Genomic DNA, 16,426 nt, shown 5'->3' with positions numbered 1-16,426 from the left:
GCACACCAACGAAGCGTCAGGTCAGTGGATCACCGACCTGGCGGCTCAGGAGAGCTGCCAGGAAGCAGCGTTCCACATCAGCCCGTTGTTGGACGGGTTGTAGACGATGTTCTCGGCGTTCTCGCTCCAGGCGGCGACACCCGGGAAGCTGAACACCGGGATGGTGACCAGGTCTTCCCAGATCAGAACGTCGAGTTCGTTCGACAGCTCGAGCTGTGCATCGGCGTCGAGCTCGGCGTTGATCGCCGCGGCGACCGCGTCGACTTCCTCGCTGCAGTAGCCGGTGAAGTTGATGCCACCTTCGCAACCGTAGATCGCGTCCTGGCCGGACTTCAGCGGGCTACCGGCCCATGCGAACATGGCGACGTCCCAGTCGCCGGCCGACAGCTCGACGTCGAAGAACGTCTCCGAACCGGCGTCGATGACGTTGAAGCCCTCGACCTGGTTGCAGCTCTCGACCGTCAGGGCGACCTGGTCGGTACGACGCTGGTTGCCACCGTTGTCGAACCAGCCGACGCGGACGTCGATCGGCAGGGCCTCACCGGAACCGGCGAGCAGTGCCGCCGCGCCCTCGATGTCGACCTCGTCGAACTGGCCACCGGAGTTGTCGACGTATGCCGCCTCGAACTCCTGGATCGTGCGGTTGTTGAGGATCTGCGCATCGGGCACGAGCGGCTGGATCAGGTTCGACACCATCTGCTGGCGGGGGAGGCACTTCGCGAACGCCTCACGCACGTCGCGGTTACCGAACGCCGTGTTGAAGTTGAAGTCGAAGTGCTCCCAGACGTACTGGTTGCCGGTCTCGACCACGACGCCGTCGGTGCCCTGGAGCTGCGCGAGCAGGTCAGGGGTCGGCTGCGGGTCCATGGCGTTGATCTCGCCGTTGGCGAGCGCCTGGGCCTGTGCCTCTTCGGCGATGTAGCGGATCGTCACCGGGCCGTTGGCCATGGTGCCCCAGTAGTTCTCGTTCGGCACGAGGGTCAGGCTGGCGCCCGCTTCCCACGAGTCGATGATGAGCTTGCCACCGGACGGCATGATCTCGGGCTTCAGTTCACCCGGGTTCAGCGACCAACCGTTGTTGTGGAACTCGGCCATCGCGGTGATCGCCTCGAGGTTGTCCGACTGGAACGCCTCGACCGAACCGCCGGGCTCGGCACCTGCCGCAGCCTCGATGATGTGGGCCGGCAGCAGACCGGCGAACAGGGCACGCCAGTCGGAGTAGATCGCGCTGTACGAGGTGGTGACGGTCTTGCCGTCATCCGAGCACTCGACCGACTCGATGTCTTCGTAGCCACCGGTGCCGGCGACCTCGAAGAGACCGAGCTCGGAGCCCGACTCCTCGTCGACGACGGGGTTGCCCTCGTCGTCGAGCTGCTTGTAGGTGCCGTTGCTCGATGCCCAACCGAAGTAGAAGTCGTTGCAGTCGATGGGATCACCATCGGACCAGACGGCGTCGGCGTTGATGACGTACTCGATGACCTGCGGGTCATCGCTGACCACGTTGACGGCGTCGACGAACTCTTCGTCCATCTGCAGCTCGCCACCGGGGCCGGCGAAGTTGAACGGCGCCGGGAGCACCTGCGTCAGCACGATCGTGTTCTTCACCGAGTTGCTCGATGCGAGACCGTTGTTGTAGTTGCTGAACTCCTGCGCGTTGCCGTACGCAACTGCCTGGCCGGCCGGCTCGTCGCCGTCGTCGGTCGGCTCGTCGCCGTCGTCGGTCGGCTCATCGCCGTCGCCGGTCGGCTCATCGCCGTCGTCGGTCGGCTCATCGCCGTCGTCGGTCGGCTCATCGCCGTCGTCGGTCGGCTCGTCAGCGCTGCCGTCAGCCGTGTCGTCGGCCTCGGTCGTGTCGTCGTCACCGGCGTCGTCGTCGTCTCCGCCACAAGCGGCGAGAACGAGCGATGCAGCGGCGACCGTAGCGAAGAGTTTGGTACTCCTGCGGGTCTTCACGTAGATCCTCCTGGGGATTGATGGAGGGAGGTATGTCGTGTCGCCCAGCACCCACGTAGGAACCAAATTGTCCCGGCCCCGTGGTCAGCGCTGATGCGTCAGCGAACCCGAATCGTCCTCCCCGAGCAATTCGGGCCTTGGCCAAACCTAGCAGCAGTTCCTACCCATCGGTAGCGACGGAGGCATTTCGAACGCGTTAAAGGTCCGGTCGATCTGTTCCAGAATTTGACGCAGCGAGCAGTCAGCCGGCCGCGATCTGCACGATTCGAGCGAACTCGTCGGGGTCAAGGCTCGCTCCCCCGACCAGCGCACCGTCGACGTCGGGTTGCGCCATCAGCTCTTCGGTGGTGCCGGCCTTGACCGACCCGCCGTACTGGATCCGCACCGCGGCCGCGGTCTCGGCGCCGAACTGGGCACCGATCGCGCCGCGGATCGCGTGACACACCGCCTGTGCGTCGTCGGAAGTCGCCGTCTTGCCGGTGCCGATCGCCCAGATCGGTTCGTAGGCGATCACCATCGCGGCGACTTGGTCGGCCTTGACCTTGGTGAGGCCGGCGGCCACCTGGCCGAGCACGACCGCTTCGGTCTCGTCGGCCTCGCGCTGTTCGAGCGTCTCCCCGCAGCACATGATCGGCGTCATGCCGTGCCTGAGGATGGCCCGCACCTTGGCGTTGACCGTCTCGTCGGTCTCACCGAAGATCTCGCGGCGTTCGCTGTGGCCGCAGATCACGTACTTGACGTCGAGCTTGGCCAGGAATGCGGGCGACACCTCGCCGGTGAACGCTCCGGCGTCCTCGTGGTGGCAGTGCTGGGCACCCAAGAGCAGCTCGAGACTGTCGGCCTCGATCACGGTCTGCACGCTGCGGATGTCGGTGAACGGCGGGTGCACGCTCACGTCGACCTGCTCGTAGATCTCCTTCGGCAGCGAGTAGTGCAGCTTCTGCACGGTCTGGATCGCCTCGAAGTGGTTGAGGTTCATCTTCCAGTTGCCGGAGATGATGGGAGTTCGCTTGGTCATCGGGTCATCCTTCGATTCGTGGCGTGTACGAGTGCTGCCCCATCACGAGTTGTGCCTGGCACAACTCGTGATGTCAGGCGTTCGGGGCGCTGCGGAGGGCGGCGAGGCCCGGCAGGTCGCCGAGCTCGAGGAGTTCGAGGCTCGCGCCGCCTCCGGTCGACACGTGGTCGACCTCGTCGTCGAGCCGGAACTGGGCCAGCGCTGCCGCCGAGTCGCCACCTCCGACGACGGTGAACGCCTTGGTGTCGGCCATCGCCTGCGCAACGGTCTTGGTGCCGTTCGCGAACCGTTCGTCTTCGAACATGCCCATCGGGCCGTTCCAGAACACCATGCGGGCGTCCATGATCACGTCGGTGAACGCAGCCGCGGAACCCGGGCCGATGTCGAACCCCTTCGCACCGTCGGGCAACTGCGTGCCGAACGTCGCGAACTCGCCGGATGCGTCGACCCCGACGAGGTCGTCGGGCAGATGGATCTTGTCGCCGCTCTCGGCGAGGATCCGCTTGCACGTGTCGACCTGGTCCGGCTCGTACAGGGAGTCGCCGATCGATTTGCCCTGCGCGGCGAAGAACGTGAAACACATCGCCCCGCCGATCACCAACGAGTCGACGGTGTCGAGCAGCGCTTCGACCACGCCCAGCTTGTCGGAGATCTTGGCGCCGCCGAGCACGGCCACGAAGGGGCGCTTCGGGCGGTCGCGCAGACCGCCCAGGATCTCGACCTCCTTGGCGAGCAACCGGCCCATCGCCGACGGCAACGTCTTGGGGGGCCCGACGATCGACGCGTGTGCGCGGTGCGAGGCACCGAACGCGTCATTGACGTAGAGGTCGACGCCGTCGACCAGCTTCGCCACGAACGCGTCGTCGTTGGCGGTCTCGCCCGCATCGAAGCGCAGGTTCTCGAGCAACTCGACACCCGGTGCGAGCTCGGCCAACCGAGCCCGCACCGGGTCCATCGAGTACTTCGGGTCCGGCTCGCCCTTCGGGCGCCCGAGATGGCTGGCGCACACGACCTTGCCACCGGCCTGCTGCAACCACTGGATGGTCGGCAGCGCGGCCCGGATGCGGAAGTCGTCGACGATGCGATCACCGTCGATCGGCACGTTGAAGTCGGTGCGGACCAGGATGCGGTGGCCCTCGATGTCGCCGAGGTCCTCCAGCGTCGGAATGCCGTTGATCACCGGCGGCCTCAGCGCCCCACGTGCAGCACGAGGTCGACGAGGCGGTTGGAGTAGCCCCATTCGTTGTCGTACCACGAGCAGACCTTGGCCATCTTGCCGTTGACCATGGTCATGCCCGCATCGAAGATCGACGAGGCCGGGTCACCGACGATGTCGCTCGACACGATCGGGTCCTCGGTGTAGCGCAGGATGCCCTTGAGATCACCCTTGGCGGCAGCGGCGGCGTAGGCGGCGTTGATGTCGTCGACCGATGCCTTCTTCTTCAGGTTGGCGGTGAAGTCGGTGATCGAGCCGGTCGGCACCGGCACGCGGAACGAGGTGCCGTCGAGCTTGCCCTTCATCGACTCCATCACGAGGCTCGTCGCCCGGGCTGCACCCGTGCTGGTCGGCACGATGTTGATCGCCGCACCGCGGGCCCGACGCAGGTCGCTGTGCGGGCCGTCGACCAGCTGCTGGTCGCCGGTGTAGGCGTGGATCGTCGTCATCAGACCGTTGGTCACGCCGAACGCGTCGTCGAGCACCTTGACGAGCGGCACGAAACAGTTCGTGGTGCAGCTGGCGTTGGAGATCACCTGGTGCTGCTTCTTGTCGAAGTCCTTGTGGTTGACGCCGTACACGACCGTCAGGTCGGCACCCGCCGACGGGGCCGACACGATGACCCGGCCGGCACCCGCGTCGACGTGCTTGGCGGCGTCGTCGCGCTTGGTGAAGAAGCCGGTCGACTCGATGACGACATCGACGTCGAGGTCGCCCCACGGCAGATCGGCCGGGTTGCGCTCGGACAGCACACGCAGCGAGTCGTTGCCGACGCGCAGGCCGGTCTTGGTGGCCCGGATCTTCTGCGGCAGCGTGCCCATGACCGAGTCGTACTTCAGGAGGTGGGCCATCGTGTCGAGCGACCCGAGATCGTTCACCGCGACGAAGTCGATGTCCGCATTGCGTTCTTTCGCTGCACGGAAGAAGTTCCGCCCGATTCGACCGAAGCCGTTGATGCCAACTCGCACCGTCATGTCCAGGTTCCTTTCATGGGGGATGCTCTGTCGCCGACATCGTGTCGACCGCGTTCAGACCTACCGGACACAGACACTAGTTGCACCACTACTGAACGGTATGTAAGTGATCGACCGATCAGCTCGAACGGACCGATCGCGCTCCGGTTCAGCCGCCGCTGCCGACGTCGCGATGTGAGGTCCGGACGGCGACGCCGCGCGCCCCGAACCGCCGCGACAACTCCTCGGCGATGGCGACCGACCGGTGGCGACCGCCGGTGCAACCGATCGCGATCGTGAGATAGCTGCGGCCCTCGGCCTTGTAGCGCGGCAGCAGGTCGACGAGCAGCGTCTCGAGATTGTCGAGGAACCCGCTCGTCGCCTCGCGTTCGAGCACGTAGTCGCTCACACGTGGGTCGTGCCCGGTCAGCGGACGCAACGTTTCGTCCCAGTGAGGGTTCGGCAGGAACCGGACGTCCATCACGATGTCGGCGTCGAGCGGTAGACCGTTCTTGTAGCCGAAGCTCTCGATCGCGATCTGGAGGTGCTCCCGGTCGGGTTCGTCGAACGCAGCGACGAGCCGCTCCTTCAATTGGTGCACGTTGAGCTCGGTCGTGTCGATCACGAGGTCGGCCTGCGCCTTGACCGGTTCGAGGAGTCGTCGTTCGGTCTCGATCGCCTCGAGGAGCCCGTCGGCCTCGCCTGCGAACGGGTGTTTGCGTCGCGTCGCGTCGTATCGCTGCACGAGCGCCGGCGTCTGCGAGTCGAGGAAGAGCAGCACGACCTTGTGCCCCGCACCGCGCATCTTGGACACGCCCGGCAGCAGGTCGTCGTGATTGCGCCCCGACACCAGCGCGAGCCGGCCGATCGGGCTGCCGGGTGTCGATGCGAGGTCGACGATCGTGGGAACGAGCGACGTCGGCAGGTTGTCGATCACGTAGAAGTCGAGATCGTCGAGTACGTCGGCGGCCGCACTTCGGCCGGCACCCGACAACCCGGAGATCAAGACGACGTCGGCCACGCCACCACCCTAGTGAGCGAACCTCGTGAGCGAACCCGACCGACCGGAACGAATCAGATCAACTCGAAGCCGGTCACCAGAAGGCCGTCGGGACCGCACACCGTCGCGGCACGCATACCCCACGGCCGGTCGACGGGCGGAGCGACGAGTTCGGCGCCGCGGGCGACGACCGTCTCGGTCCAACCGTCGACGTCGACGACCTCCCACGCGAGTCCGATCGGCACCGGACCGGCGGCCGGATCGGGTCGGTGCGGCCGCTCGGGCGACGCCGGCCCACCGAAGATCTCGATCTGGGCCGCCGGCGCCTGGAAGATCGCGCCGCGACCGTCGTCGTCCCACGAACCGACCACGCCGAGACCCAGGACCTCCTGGAAGAAGTGCGCAGCAGCGTCGAAGTCGTCGGGTGAGTACATCACTCGGAACAGACTCATGATCGACCGGTGTCCCCGTCGACGCTCTCGGGCAGCGTCCAGGCCGCGGGAGCGGTCGCGATCCACGACGAGAACAGCTCGATACAGCCGTCGTCGTCGACCACTGAGACAGCAACACCCGCATCAGCGAGCCACTCGGCCGCTTCGGTCGACCACGACCGACCGTCGCCGACCACGACCGACCCGATTCCCAGAAATCGGACCAGGCCTGCGCAGTACCAACAGGGCGTCATCGTCGTGACCAACGTCGTCGCGGCGTAGTCCGACAACCTGCCGGCGGATCTGACGGCTGCCGTCTCGGCGTGCATCAGGTGATCGTCGTACTGGACCGACCCGTTACGACCGGACCCGATGATCGTGCCCGTCCCGTCGACGAGCACGGCTCCGATCGGAACACCACCCTCGTCGAGCCCGAGCCTCGCCTGCCCGAGGGCCGCGCGAAGTGCCGACGTGCCGTCGGGATCGGAGACGTCCGGATCGTCGTTCATCGGGCTCCCATGCTCGTTTCAGTACAGCGTCTTGTCCAGCATCGAGACGATCCACTCGCCCGACGTGATCGGCTCGAACAGCGACGGGGCGTCCGGCGTCGCACACGTCGGGATGCACTCGATCAACGCGTCGTAGGCCGGCTGCTGGAAGAACGCGATCGAAATGCGATCGCCGCGGACATCGGACGGCACGACCACGCGGTGCGTCGTCGACGTCCAGCGACCGTTGGTCCACCGCGCCATCAGGTCACCGAGGTTGATCACGAACGCGCCGGGCACCATCGGGATGTCCTCCCACACCCCGGCCGGCGATCGGATCTGCAGCCCGGGTTCGCCGTCGGTGTAGAGGATGGTCAGACTCCCCCAGTCGGAGTGCTCGCCGCGCCGGAGTTGTCCCGGCGCCGGCGGCGTCGCGATCTCCGGGTAGTGGTTCACCGTCAGATTCGTGATGTGATCGGTGAGTTTGTCGGCGAACCAGTCCTCGTCGAGATCGAGCGCCAGCGCCATCAACCTCATCAGTCGCGCCGCGAGCTCTTCCATGATGCCGTAGTACCGCTCGAATGCACCCCGGAACCGTTCGGGTTCGTCGGGCCAGACGTTCGGGGCGAAGAAGGCTTCGCGCCCCGGTTCGAGGCCCGACCGACGGGCCACGTCGGGGTCGTCGAACCGGTTGATCGTGAACAGTTCGCACAGGTCGGGTGGGGTCTCGACGTCACGCGAGGCGGCGAGGGCGGACCGCTGCGCCGGGGTGAAACCCCGATAGGCGCCTCCGGTTCGGGTGCACCGGAGCTTCTCGTCTTCGGGCAGCGCGAAGAACTCCCTCGCCGCCGACTCGATCTCGCGAATCGCCTCGTCAGCGACACCGTGGCCGCGGACGACGAGAAACCCGACGTCCGTGCATGCCTTCGCGATCGTCGCCACCACGGCGTCGCGGTCAGGGCCCGGAGCGTCGCTCCCCGTCAGGTCGACGAGCGGGACACGGGCGGAGACCGGCATCGCTCAGAACCCGATGCTCGAGTCGATGAACTCGTTCGTGTACGTCGATTCGGCGGTCAGCTCGTCGGGGACGTCGGGCAGCACCGACTTGAGGAGATCGACGACCTCGGTCATCCGCGTCTCGTCGAAGTTCCCGACGACGTCGTCCGGGCCGTTGCCGACCACGCCCAGCTCGAGCGCGGTCTCGACCGAGTAGGTCATCTGGCCGGGGTAGAGCACCCAGAAGGAGTCGAGGTCCTCGACGATGTCGAGGATGAGCTGGCTCGTCGCGTCGGCATCGGACCAGTGGTCGACGACCGACTGCTGGAAGATCGGCACGACGGCCTCGAGACACGGACGCAGCTCCTCGAGCGCGTCCTCACGGACGACCAGGGGTTGGGAGTAGACCTCGAAGCCTGCGTCGTGCACGAGCAGGTACTCGACCGGACGCATCCACTCGGCGAGTTCGTTCTCGTAGAAGTACGGCTCGCTGGTCGCGAAACCCTGCTGCACCACGGCGCCCTCTTCGGCGACGAATCGAGCCGGCGCCCCGTCGTACGACGGGTCGACCTGGTCCCGTGACAGGATTCCCGCTTCGACCATGTAGTCGATGTAGGTCGCCCCGGCGAAGTACAGCACGGTGGCACCTGAGGCGCCGATGTCGGCGAACGAGTCGAACGAGTGCACCGTCGGGTCCCACATGAGGATCTGCGGGTTGATCTCGAGCGGCGCGACGACGGCGACCGTCGGGCGCCCGTCGGCTGCGGCTGCCACCGCCTCGTCGGTGCTCACGTAGGCGAGATGGATGCTGTCGTCGAGGAACATCGTGCTCGTGCCCGGCTGGTACCCGAGATACGGGCCGCCGGCGCGAATCTCCAGATCGATGCCGGTGTCGAGCAGTGGGCCGGAGAAGGTGCCGGTCTCCGCGTCGAGGCTGCCGGACTCTCCGATCAACCCGTAGGCGTAGCCGTGCTCGGGCGACGGGAACCAGTCGGTCTGCAGCACGAGCGGATTCGGACAGACGCCGGTCAGGTCGGTGGCGGACGCTTCATCGGTCGGCTCGGTCTCGTCGGTCGGCTCGGTCTCGTCGGTCGGCTCGGTCTCGTCGGTCGGCTCGGTCTCGTCGGTCGGCTCGGTCTCGTCGGTCGGCTCGGCAACCGGTTCCGCTCCGTCATCGCTCTCCTCCGAGGCAGCGTCGGAGCCGGACTCCTCCGCTGACGGGTCGGTCGTCGGCGTTGCCGCGGACGGGCTCGCAACGGGCTCGTCGTCGCCACAGGCTGCGAGCACGCCGATCACGATCAGTCCCGACCACAACGCACGTCTCTTCAGCATGTTCCATCCCTTGGTCTCGGCCGAGCCTCTTGGCCCGAGTGTTCATCCTGGGTGAACACTAGCCATGGTCGACGAGCCGCAGGTTTCCGGAATGTGAACGCCGTGGATCTCCCTGATATCCGTCCGCAGGATGAACGACCGCTCGGCGCGACCGCCTCGACGTGTTCACCCAGAACGAACAGTGGCGACACACCGTTGGTCAACGCGATTCGTCACGTGCCGTGATCAGGTACACCAGCGCCGACTCGTCACCGACCGAGCGGCTGCGGTGCGGCAGACGCCCGTCGTACGAGAGACAATCGCCGGACTCGAGTACCAGCAGGTCGCCGTCGAGGTCGACCTCGACCGTGCCGGTCACGACCAGGAACAACTCCTCCCCGGGGTGCTCGTAGTACTCACCCATCTCGTCCGCGAGACCGCGGAACTCGATACCGGTGAGCGGACGGTCGCCGCGGACCAGGGGACGCACGTTGTCGGACAACTCCTCGTTGAGCCCCACGACACGGTCACCAGACCGGCGCCGCACGAGCGAATAGCTGCGTGCCTCGCCGCTCGACAACAGCGCCTGCGCCGTCGTTCCCAGCGTTCGGGCAACGCGATGCAGCGAGGAGATCCGCGGCCGCGCCAGCCCGCGCTCGAGTTGGCTGATGAAGGACGGCGACAGGTCGGCCAGCTTGGCGAGCTCGCGCAGCGACAGGCCGGCCTGGGATCGTCTCGCCCTGATCTCGCGCCCGAGCGCGACGTCGAGGTCCACATCGAGATCGCCGTCGCCGGACCCGCCGTTCATCGGAGCGAACCTATCGAACCCATCTCGATCGGGCTCGCACGATCAGGACCGACGCTCACTCCTACGCGGTGCGGCGAAGGCGGAGGTACAGCAGACGTGGGACGGTGGCGGCGTCTCGATACTCGGGTGCGCGGTCGAGGAATCCGGGCGGCGGCGCCGGTTCGACCATCCGCTCCAGCACGAGGCCGTGCTCGATCAACGTGTTCAGGTAGCGCGACAGCGGACGGTGGATGAATCGGATGTAGACGCCGAGTTCGACCTGTTCGATCGACTCGCTCTCCACGAGGTACGGGCCGATCCGCCAGTACTGCTCGGGCGGGTCGATCATGTGGTCGTCGATCCACCCGCTCCCCGGGGTCTGCAACAGCGGATGATTGAGGAAGAAGCAGAACCGGCCGCCGGGTTTGACGACCCGGGCGACCTCCGCGATCGCTGCGTCGACCGCGTCGATGTGTTCGAACACCAGGCACGCGACCGCAGCGTCGAAACTGGCGTCAGCGAAGGGCAACTCGTCGGCGGTGGTGCGGAGGTACGCCGGCCCTCCCCCGCGCTCGTGCGCCACCCGGATCTGGTTCCACGTCGGGTCGATCCCGACGACTCGAGCGCCGACCGTGGCCATCATGCGTGCGATCTGCCCGTCGCCGCAGCCGATGTCGAGGATCGTGTGCGCATCACCGAGCTCGGCAGCAGCGAGCGGGAGGATCTGCTCCTCGTATTCGGGGTCGGCCCCGTCGGTGAATCCGTCGATCCACCATCCGGCGTGGTCCTCCCACAGGTCTCGGGACGGATCTCGATCCAACTCGCTCGTCACAGTCGAGGAGGTTACGTTGCCCGTATGAAGTTCTCTGCCTGGCCGAACATGTCCCAATCGCCGAGCGAGGTGTTCGACACCGCCCGATGGGCCGAAGGTGCCGGTTGGCACGGCGTCTGGTACGCGGACCACTACATGCCGAACACCGGCGACGAATCGTTCACCCCCGGCGACTCGCACGAGTGCTGGGGCATGCTCCCGGCGATCGCAGCGGTGACCGAACGGGTGCGCATCGGCTCGCTCGTGGCACCCACCTCGGTCCACCACCCCGCCGTGCTGGCCAACCGTGCGGCGACGATCGACCACATCTCGAACGGCCGGATGGTGCTCGGCATCGGCGCCGGGTGGCAGATCAACGAGCACCGGGCCTACGGCATCGAGCTCGAACCACCCAAGCAGCGCGTCGACCGATTCGACGAGGCCATCCAGATCATGCGTTCGCTGTTGGCCGACGACCGAACCACGTTCGACGGGGACGTCTACACGATCACCGACGCGCCGTGCGACCCGGCGCCGATCCAGTCGACGCTGCCGATCCTGGTCGGCACCGGCAGCCCGCGCATGTTGAGGATCACCGCTCGCCACGCCGACGAATGGAACACGTGGGGTGGGCCGGCGATGGCCGCCGGCGCCCGCGCCAAGTTCGACGCCGCATGCGAGTCGGTCGATCGCGATCCGGCCACGATGTGGACATCGGTGCAGGCGCTCGTGTTCGTCACCGACGACGATGCGCAGGCCGAGAAGATCCTCGCCGGGCCGATGGGCCCCCGATCGATCGCCGGCACCCCCGACCGTCTCGTCGAGATCATCGGCGAGTACACCGAACTCGGTTTCGACGAGTTCATCATGCCCGACTTCAATCTCGGCGACGATCCCGGCCCACGCCGTGAGGCGTTCCAACGTTTCGACGACGAGGTCGTCGCGCAGCTCAGCTGACATCGAGCACATCCCGACCACCCGCTCACCGGCGGGAAGTCTCCGGCGGCTGACCCGTCAGGGGTGAAACTTGTCGTAGACCGCCTCGGCGACGGCATCGGGGAGGAAGCTGAGCGCCTGCAGGTCGGCGAGCTCCGCCTGCTTCACCTTGTTGACGCCACCCATCGCCGCCACGAGCTTCTTCTTCCTGACCTCGCCGAGGCCGGGGATCCCGTCGAGCGAGCTGGCGGTCATCCGCTTCGACCTCCGCTCTCGGTGGAACGTGTTGGCGAACCGGTGCGCCTCGTCGCGGATCCGCTGGAGCATGAACAGCGCCTCGCTCCCCCGCGGGATCTCGACCGGCGCCGAACGTCCGGGCACGAAGACCTGTTCGAACTGCTTGGCCAGGCCCGCGACCGGGATCTCGTCGGTGAGGCCGAGTTGATCGACGACCCGCTTCGCGACCCCGAGCTGGCCCTTGCCGCCGTCGACGACGAGCAGCTGGGGCGGGTAGGCGAACTTGCCGGGCTTCTCGCCGCGCTCGTGCGCCGGTTGGTCGCGCTCGTGGATGTACGCCTGCAGCCGACGGGTGAGCACCTCCTCCATCGCGGCGTAGTCGTCGTTGCCGTCGATGTTGACCTTGAAACGCCGGTACTCGCGCTTGGCGGGCAGACCGTCCTCGAGCACCACCATCGACCCGACGTAGTCGGTGCCCTGTAGATGCGCCATGTCGTAGCACTCGATCCGCAACGGCGCCTCGGGGAGGTCCAGCACCTCCTGGAGATCGGTCAGTGCCCGCGAGCGGGTGTTGTGGTCGGAGGCCCGCTTCATCCGATGCCGGGTGAATTCCTCTTTGGCATTGCGCTCGACGGTTTCGAGCAACGACCGCTTGTCACCGCGCTGCGGCACGCGAATCTGCACCTTCGACTCGCGCATGTGCGTGAGCCACTCCTCGTAGGTGTCCGCGTCGTCAGGCGGGTACGGCACCAGCACTTGCTTGGGGTATCCGGTGACCGGCTCCTCGCCGTACACCGCTTCGAGAATGCGATCGATCAACTTGCCGGGGGTCAGTTCCTCGACCTTGTCGAGCACGAAGCCTTTCCGCCCGACCACCCGACCGCGCCGCACGAAGAACATCTGCACCGACGCTTCGAGTTCGTCGTCGGCGATGCCGATCACGTCGATGTCCTCGTTCTTCTCGGCGACCATCTGCTGCTTCGCGACCGCCTTGCGGACCGCAGCCAGTCGGTCGCGCAGCCGGGCAGCCTTCTCGAACTCGAGGTCGGTCGCGGCGTTGCGCATCTCGGCGTCGAGACGATCGATGATGTCGTCGGTGTCGCCCGCCAGGAAATCGCACAGCTCACGCACGAGTTCGCGGTACGGCATCTCCTCGATCTCGTCGACGCACGGACCGGCGCACTTCTCGATGTGGAACAGGAGACAGGGTTTGCCGAGTCGCTCGTGCGACTTGAACTTCGAATCGCTGCACGTGCGGATCGGGAAGCTCCGCAGCAGGAGGTCGAGCGTGTCGCGGATCGCATAGGCGTGCGCGTACGGACCGAAGTACCGGACGCCCTTGCGCTTGCGTCCTCGCATCACCATCGCCCGCGGCCACTGCTCGTCGACCGTGACCGCCAGGAACGGGTACGACTTGTCGTCGCGGAGTCGAACGTTGAATCGAGGGTCGTGCTGCTTGATCAACGAGTACTCGAGCATCAGCGCCTCGACCTCGTTGCGCACGATCGTCCACTCGACCGACTCGGCGGTCTCGACCATCTGCCGGGTGCGCGGGTGGAGGTTGCGGGGCGACTGGAAGTAGTTCGAGAGCCGTTGACGCAGGTTCGATGCCTTGCCGACGTAGATCACCCGACCGCGCGCGTCCTTGAACTGATACGAGCCCGGTGCTTCGGGGATCGTGCCGGCGGGTGGACGCTTGATCACGACGGTCAGGTTAGGGATCCGACGGCGACGATCGACCGGCGGACCGGAACCGGAGCCGGGGAGCGGTCACATCCGACATCGGCCGGGCTACGGTGATGGCCGATGGCTGGTCGTTTCTCCTATTCGTCGCCCGAGAGCAGGTACGGCGGCACCCCGTGGTTCAAGGTGGGCGACGTCGACGTCGGCACGGCGGTGCTCGTCGCCGGCGCATGTGTGCTGTCGATGTTCGTCTGGGCGGTCAGCCCGAGCTCGATCGAGCCCCTCTTCCTCGACGCCTCCGACGTTCGGGGCGGACAGATCTGGCGGCTCGTGACCTGGCCGTTCGCGAACCGCCCCGACTTCTGGACCGTGATCACGATCGCGATCTTCTGGTACTTCGGACGCGAACTCGAAGGCCTGCTCGGACGCAACCGCTTCGCATGGTTCCTCGGCATCCTGACGATCGTCCCGGCCGTGTTCGCCACCGTGCTCGATCTCAACGTCGCCGGCATCGACTACCTCGAGCTCGGCGTCTTCATCGTGTTCATCGCCGAACACCCAACGGCACGGTTCTTCTTCAACATTCCCGGCTGGGTGATCGGCGCCGTCATCGTGGGTCTCCAGATCCTGCAGCTGGCGGGCAACCGCAACGGTGCCGGCCTCGTGTTCCTCCTGGTCCTGCTCGCCACCGCCGGTCTGGCGGCCCGCAGCTTCGGGCTGGCGACGCAGTTGCCGTGGATCCCGAAACTGCCGATGCCCGGAGCGGGCGCCGGCCGATCGTCGACGCCCAAACGCCGTCGCTCCGGCGGAACCGCGACCAAGGCCCGGTCGAAGCAGACGGTGGTCGAGGGGCCGTGGACCGCGCCGACCCCGCCCCGGCCGTCGCCCGACGCCGCGGCCGCTCAGGCCGAACTCGACGTCCTCCTCGACAAGATCTCCGCCGGCGGCCTCGATTCGCTCACGAGCGACGAGAAGCGCCGCCTGAACGACCTGTCGAAACGCCTGCGCTAGCTAGCGAAGCTGCTGCTTCTGCACCTTGCCCATCGCATTGCGGGGCAGGAGCGACACCCGCCGGATCTCCCGCGGCCGCTTGTGGACCGACAGCAGCGCTGCGACGTGGTCGATCAGCGCCGCTTCGTCGACGTCGTCGCCGACCACCACCGCGACGATCCGCTCCCCGAGATCGTCGTCGGGCACCCCGATCACGGCGGCCTCGCTGACGGCCGGGTGTGACAGGAGCGCCGACTCGACTTCGCCCGCGCCGACCTTGTAGCCGCCGGTCTTGATGATGTCGATCGAGGCCCGACCCACGATCCGGTGGAAACCGTCGTCACCGATCGTGACGGCGTCACCGGTGACGAACCAGCCGTCGTCGGTCATCGCCTCGGCCGTCTTCTCCGGGAGCCCCAGGTAGCCGTCGAACAGGGTCGCCCCGCGCACCTGCAACCCACCGATCGTCACGCCGTCGTGGTCGACGGGTGCTCCGGCATCGTCGCGGAGTCGGGTCTCGACACCGGCGATCGGGACGCCGACGTGGCCGGGCCGCCGTTCGCCGTCGGCCCGCGTGCTCAGCGTGATCAGCGTCTCGGTCATGCCGTATCGCTCGACGGGTACCTGACCGGTCAGCGAGCGCAGCTGTTCGAACACCGGCACCGGGAGCGCGGCGCTTCCCGACACGAGCAGCCGCGCCGAGGCCAACGCCCTCGCGTGCTCCGGTTCGGCGACCAATCTGGACCAGACGGTCGGCACGCCGAAGTACATCGTCCCCGACGCAGCGGCGTAGCGGTCGGCGGTCGGACGACCGGTGTGGCACAACTTCGAACCGACCCGGAGCGCTCCGAGCACGCCGAGGACCAGCCCGTGGACGTGGAACAGCGGCAGGCCGTGCACGAGGGTGTCGTCGGGGGTCCACCCCCAGGCGTCGGCGAGTCCGTCGAGCCCGGCGGCGACGGCCGAACGCGGGATGACGACACCCTTCGGCAACCCGGTCGTGCCCGACGTGTACATGATCAACGCCGGTTCGGCACCGTCGTCGGACGCGGGCGGTCCTTCGCCCGACCGGGCGGGCGCCGTACGGTCGACCGGGACGACCGGGAGTTCGACCTCGGGCCATCCCGGATCGCCGAGCACCAGTGCGGCACCCGAGTCACGGAGGATGTGGTCACGCTCCATCGGCCCGGCGTCGGCCGGGATCGGCACGACGGGCACCCCGGCTCGCAACCCGGCGACGACGGCGATCACCGTCTCTGCGGTCGCGGTGCCGGGGACGGCGACGGCGGGCGCACCGGCGATCGTCGACGCGAGTCGATCGGCGCACGCGGCGAGCGTCTCCCACGACATCGTGTGACCGTCGACGACGACGGCGTCGACATGATCGCCGTGGCGGCCGTCGAGGGTCGGCAACAAGGACATCGTCGAATGTTGGCACGCCGCTCCGCCCTGGCCACCACTCCGCTCCTCCCTGGCCACCACTCCGCTCCTCTGCTGGGAACCCGACACTCCCCGCCGCACCGGGACCGCCACGACACCGACCGTCATGACACGCACCGTCACGACACACACCGTCACGACACCGACCGTCATGACACACGCTGACACCTGGACAT

General features: G+C 67.1%; 15 protein-coding genes. 2 read left to right on the top strand and 13 right to left on the bottom strand.

The genetic code is table 11. The annotated features are described in order from the left end of the window. Positions 1-45: 45 nt before the first annotated feature. From R8G01_00610 to R8G01_00560, 11 genes are all read right to left on the bottom strand, one after another. Positions 46-1,953: an ABC transporter substrate-binding protein gene (locus tag R8G01_00610; GenBank protein MDW3212470.1), complete on the bottom strand. Its 1,908-nt coding sequence runs from the start codon at positions 1,951-1,953 to the stop codon at positions 46-48. Positions 1,954-2,194: 241 nt separating this feature from the next. Further along, positions 2,195-2,971, bottom strand: coding sequence for a triose-phosphate isomerase (gene tpiA / locus R8G01_00605; protein MDW3212469.1), 777 nt, complete (start codon positions 2,969-2,971; stop codon positions 2,195-2,197). Positions 2,972-3,044: 73 nt separating this feature from the next. Further along, positions 3,045-4,151 (bottom strand): phosphoglycerate kinase, encoded by a 1,107-nt coding sequence (locus R8G01_00600; GenBank protein ID MDW3212468.1) that lies wholly within the window; start codon positions 4,149-4,151, stop codon positions 3,045-3,047. Between the two features lie 8 nt (positions 4,152-4,159). Beyond that, positions 4,160-5,161, bottom strand: coding sequence for a type I glyceraldehyde-3-phosphate dehydrogenase (gap, locus tag R8G01_00595; protein ID MDW3212467.1), 1,002 nt, complete (start codon positions 5,159-5,161; stop codon positions 4,160-4,162). A gap of 148 nt (positions 5,162-5,309) precedes the next feature. Then, positions 5,310-6,161 carry an RNase adapter RapZ gene (gene rapZ, locus R8G01_00590; protein ID MDW3212466.1) on the bottom strand — a complete coding sequence of 284 codons (852 nt, stop codon included), beginning with the start codon at positions 6,159-6,161 and terminating at the stop codon, positions 5,310-5,312. Between the two features lie 53 nt (positions 6,162-6,214). Further along, positions 6,215-6,592: a VOC family protein gene (locus tag R8G01_00585; GenBank protein ID MDW3212465.1), complete on the bottom strand. Its 378-nt coding sequence runs from the start codon at positions 6,590-6,592 to the stop codon at positions 6,215-6,217. Next, positions 6,589-7,080 carry a nucleoside deaminase gene (locus R8G01_00580; GenBank protein ID MDW3212464.1) on the bottom strand — a complete coding sequence of 164 codons (492 nt, stop codon included), beginning with the start codon at positions 7,078-7,080 and terminating at the stop codon, positions 6,589-6,591. Before R8G01_00580 ends, R8G01_00585 begins: the two co-directional genes overlap by 4 nt. Positions 7,081-7,098: 18 nt before the next feature. Next, entirely contained in the window at positions 7,099-8,076 is a 978-nt protein-coding gene (locus R8G01_00575; GenBank protein MDW3212463.1) for a 2-oxoglutarate and iron-dependent oxygenase domain-containing protein, read from the bottom strand. 3 nt (positions 8,077-8,079) lie between these two features. Beyond that, the gene (locus R8G01_00570; GenBank protein ID MDW3212462.1) at positions 8,080-9,387 is read right to left on the bottom strand and encodes a hypothetical protein; all 1,308 of its coding nucleotides are present in this window, start codon (positions 9,385-9,387) and stop codon (positions 8,080-8,082) included. A gap of 199 nt (positions 9,388-9,586) precedes the next feature. Further along, positions 9,587-10,174, bottom strand: coding sequence for an XRE family transcriptional regulator (locus R8G01_00565; protein ID MDW3212461.1), 588 nt, complete (start codon positions 10,172-10,174; stop codon positions 9,587-9,589). A gap of 61 nt (positions 10,175-10,235) precedes the next feature. Next, positions 10,236-10,985: a class I SAM-dependent methyltransferase gene (locus tag R8G01_00560; GenBank protein MDW3212460.1), complete on the bottom strand. Its 750-nt coding sequence runs from the start codon at positions 10,983-10,985 to the stop codon at positions 10,236-10,238. Here R8G01_00560 and R8G01_00555 point away from each other — a divergent pair. Beyond that, on the top strand, positions 10,935-11,921 hold the full coding sequence (locus tag R8G01_00555) for an LLM class flavin-dependent oxidoreductase (protein MDW3212459.1): 987 nt from the start codon (positions 10,935-10,937) through the stop codon (positions 11,919-11,921). The genes R8G01_00560 and R8G01_00555 overlap by 51 nt on opposite strands. Before the next feature lie 57 nt (positions 11,922-11,978). On the opposite strand, the gene uvrC is transcribed toward R8G01_00555, so the two are convergent. Then, complete coding sequence (uvrC, locus tag R8G01_00550; GenBank protein ID MDW3212458.1) at positions 11,979-13,841, bottom strand: excinuclease ABC subunit UvrC; 1,863 nt, start codon at positions 13,839-13,841, stop codon at positions 11,979-11,981. Between the two features lie 102 nt (positions 13,842-13,943). On the opposite strand from uvrC, the gene R8G01_00545 reads away from it, so the two are divergent. Continuing rightward, a complete protein-coding gene (locus tag R8G01_00545; protein ID MDW3212457.1) occupies positions 13,944-14,831 on the top strand; it encodes a DUF6576 domain-containing protein in 888 nt (295 codons plus the stop codon). Here R8G01_00545 and R8G01_00540 read toward each other — a convergent pair whose 3' ends face one another. Continuing rightward, the gene (locus R8G01_00540; GenBank protein MDW3212456.1) at positions 14,832-16,232 is read right to left on the bottom strand and encodes an acyl-CoA synthetase; all 1,401 of its coding nucleotides are present in this window, start codon (positions 16,230-16,232) and stop codon (positions 14,832-14,834) included. Positions 16,233-16,426: the final 194 nt, after the last annotated feature.

The sequence above is a fragment of the Ilumatobacteraceae bacterium genome (genome assembly GCA_033344875.1).
Classification (GTDB): Bacteria; Actinomycetota; Acidimicrobiia; order Acidimicrobiales; family Ilumatobacteraceae; genus Ilumatobacter.
Note: the sequence above shows the minus strand (reverse complement) of the source record. Positions and strands in the feature narration are given on the sequence as shown.

Bases quoted from the DNA above. Each gene is read 5' to 3' on its own strand.
- tpiA (MDW3212469.1), bottom strand. From the start codon at position 2,971: ATGACCAAGCGAACTCCCATCATCTCCGGCAACTGGAAGATGAACCTC.
- gap (MDW3212467.1), bottom strand. From the start codon at position 5,161: ATGACGGTGCGAGTTGGCATCAACGGCTTCGGTCGAATCGGGCGGAAC.
- R8G01_00585 (MDW3212465.1), bottom strand. From the start codon at position 6,592: ATGAGTCTGTTCCGAGTGATGTACTCACCCGACGACTTCGACGCTGCT.
- R8G01_00580 (MDW3212464.1), bottom strand. From the start codon at position 7,080: ATGAACGACGATCCGGACGTCTCCGATCCCGACGGCACGTCGGCACTT.
- R8G01_00575 (MDW3212463.1), bottom strand. From the start codon at position 8,076: ATGCCGGTCTCCGCCCGTGTCCCGCTCGTCGACCTGACGGGGAGCGAC.
- R8G01_00570 (MDW3212462.1), bottom strand. From the start codon at position 9,387: ATGCTGAAGAGACGTGCGTTGTGGTCGGGACTGATCGTGATCGGCGTG.
- R8G01_00565 (MDW3212461.1), bottom strand. From the start codon at position 10,174: ATGAACGGCGGGTCCGGCGACGGCGATCTCGATGTGGACCTCGACGTC.
- R8G01_00545 (MDW3212457.1), top strand. From the start codon at position 13,944: ATGGCTGGTCGTTTCTCCTATTCGTCGCCCGAGAGCAGGTACGGCGGC.
- R8G01_00540 (MDW3212456.1), bottom strand. From the start codon at position 16,232: ATGTCCTTGTTGCCGACCCTCGACGGCCGCCACGGCGATCATGTCGAC.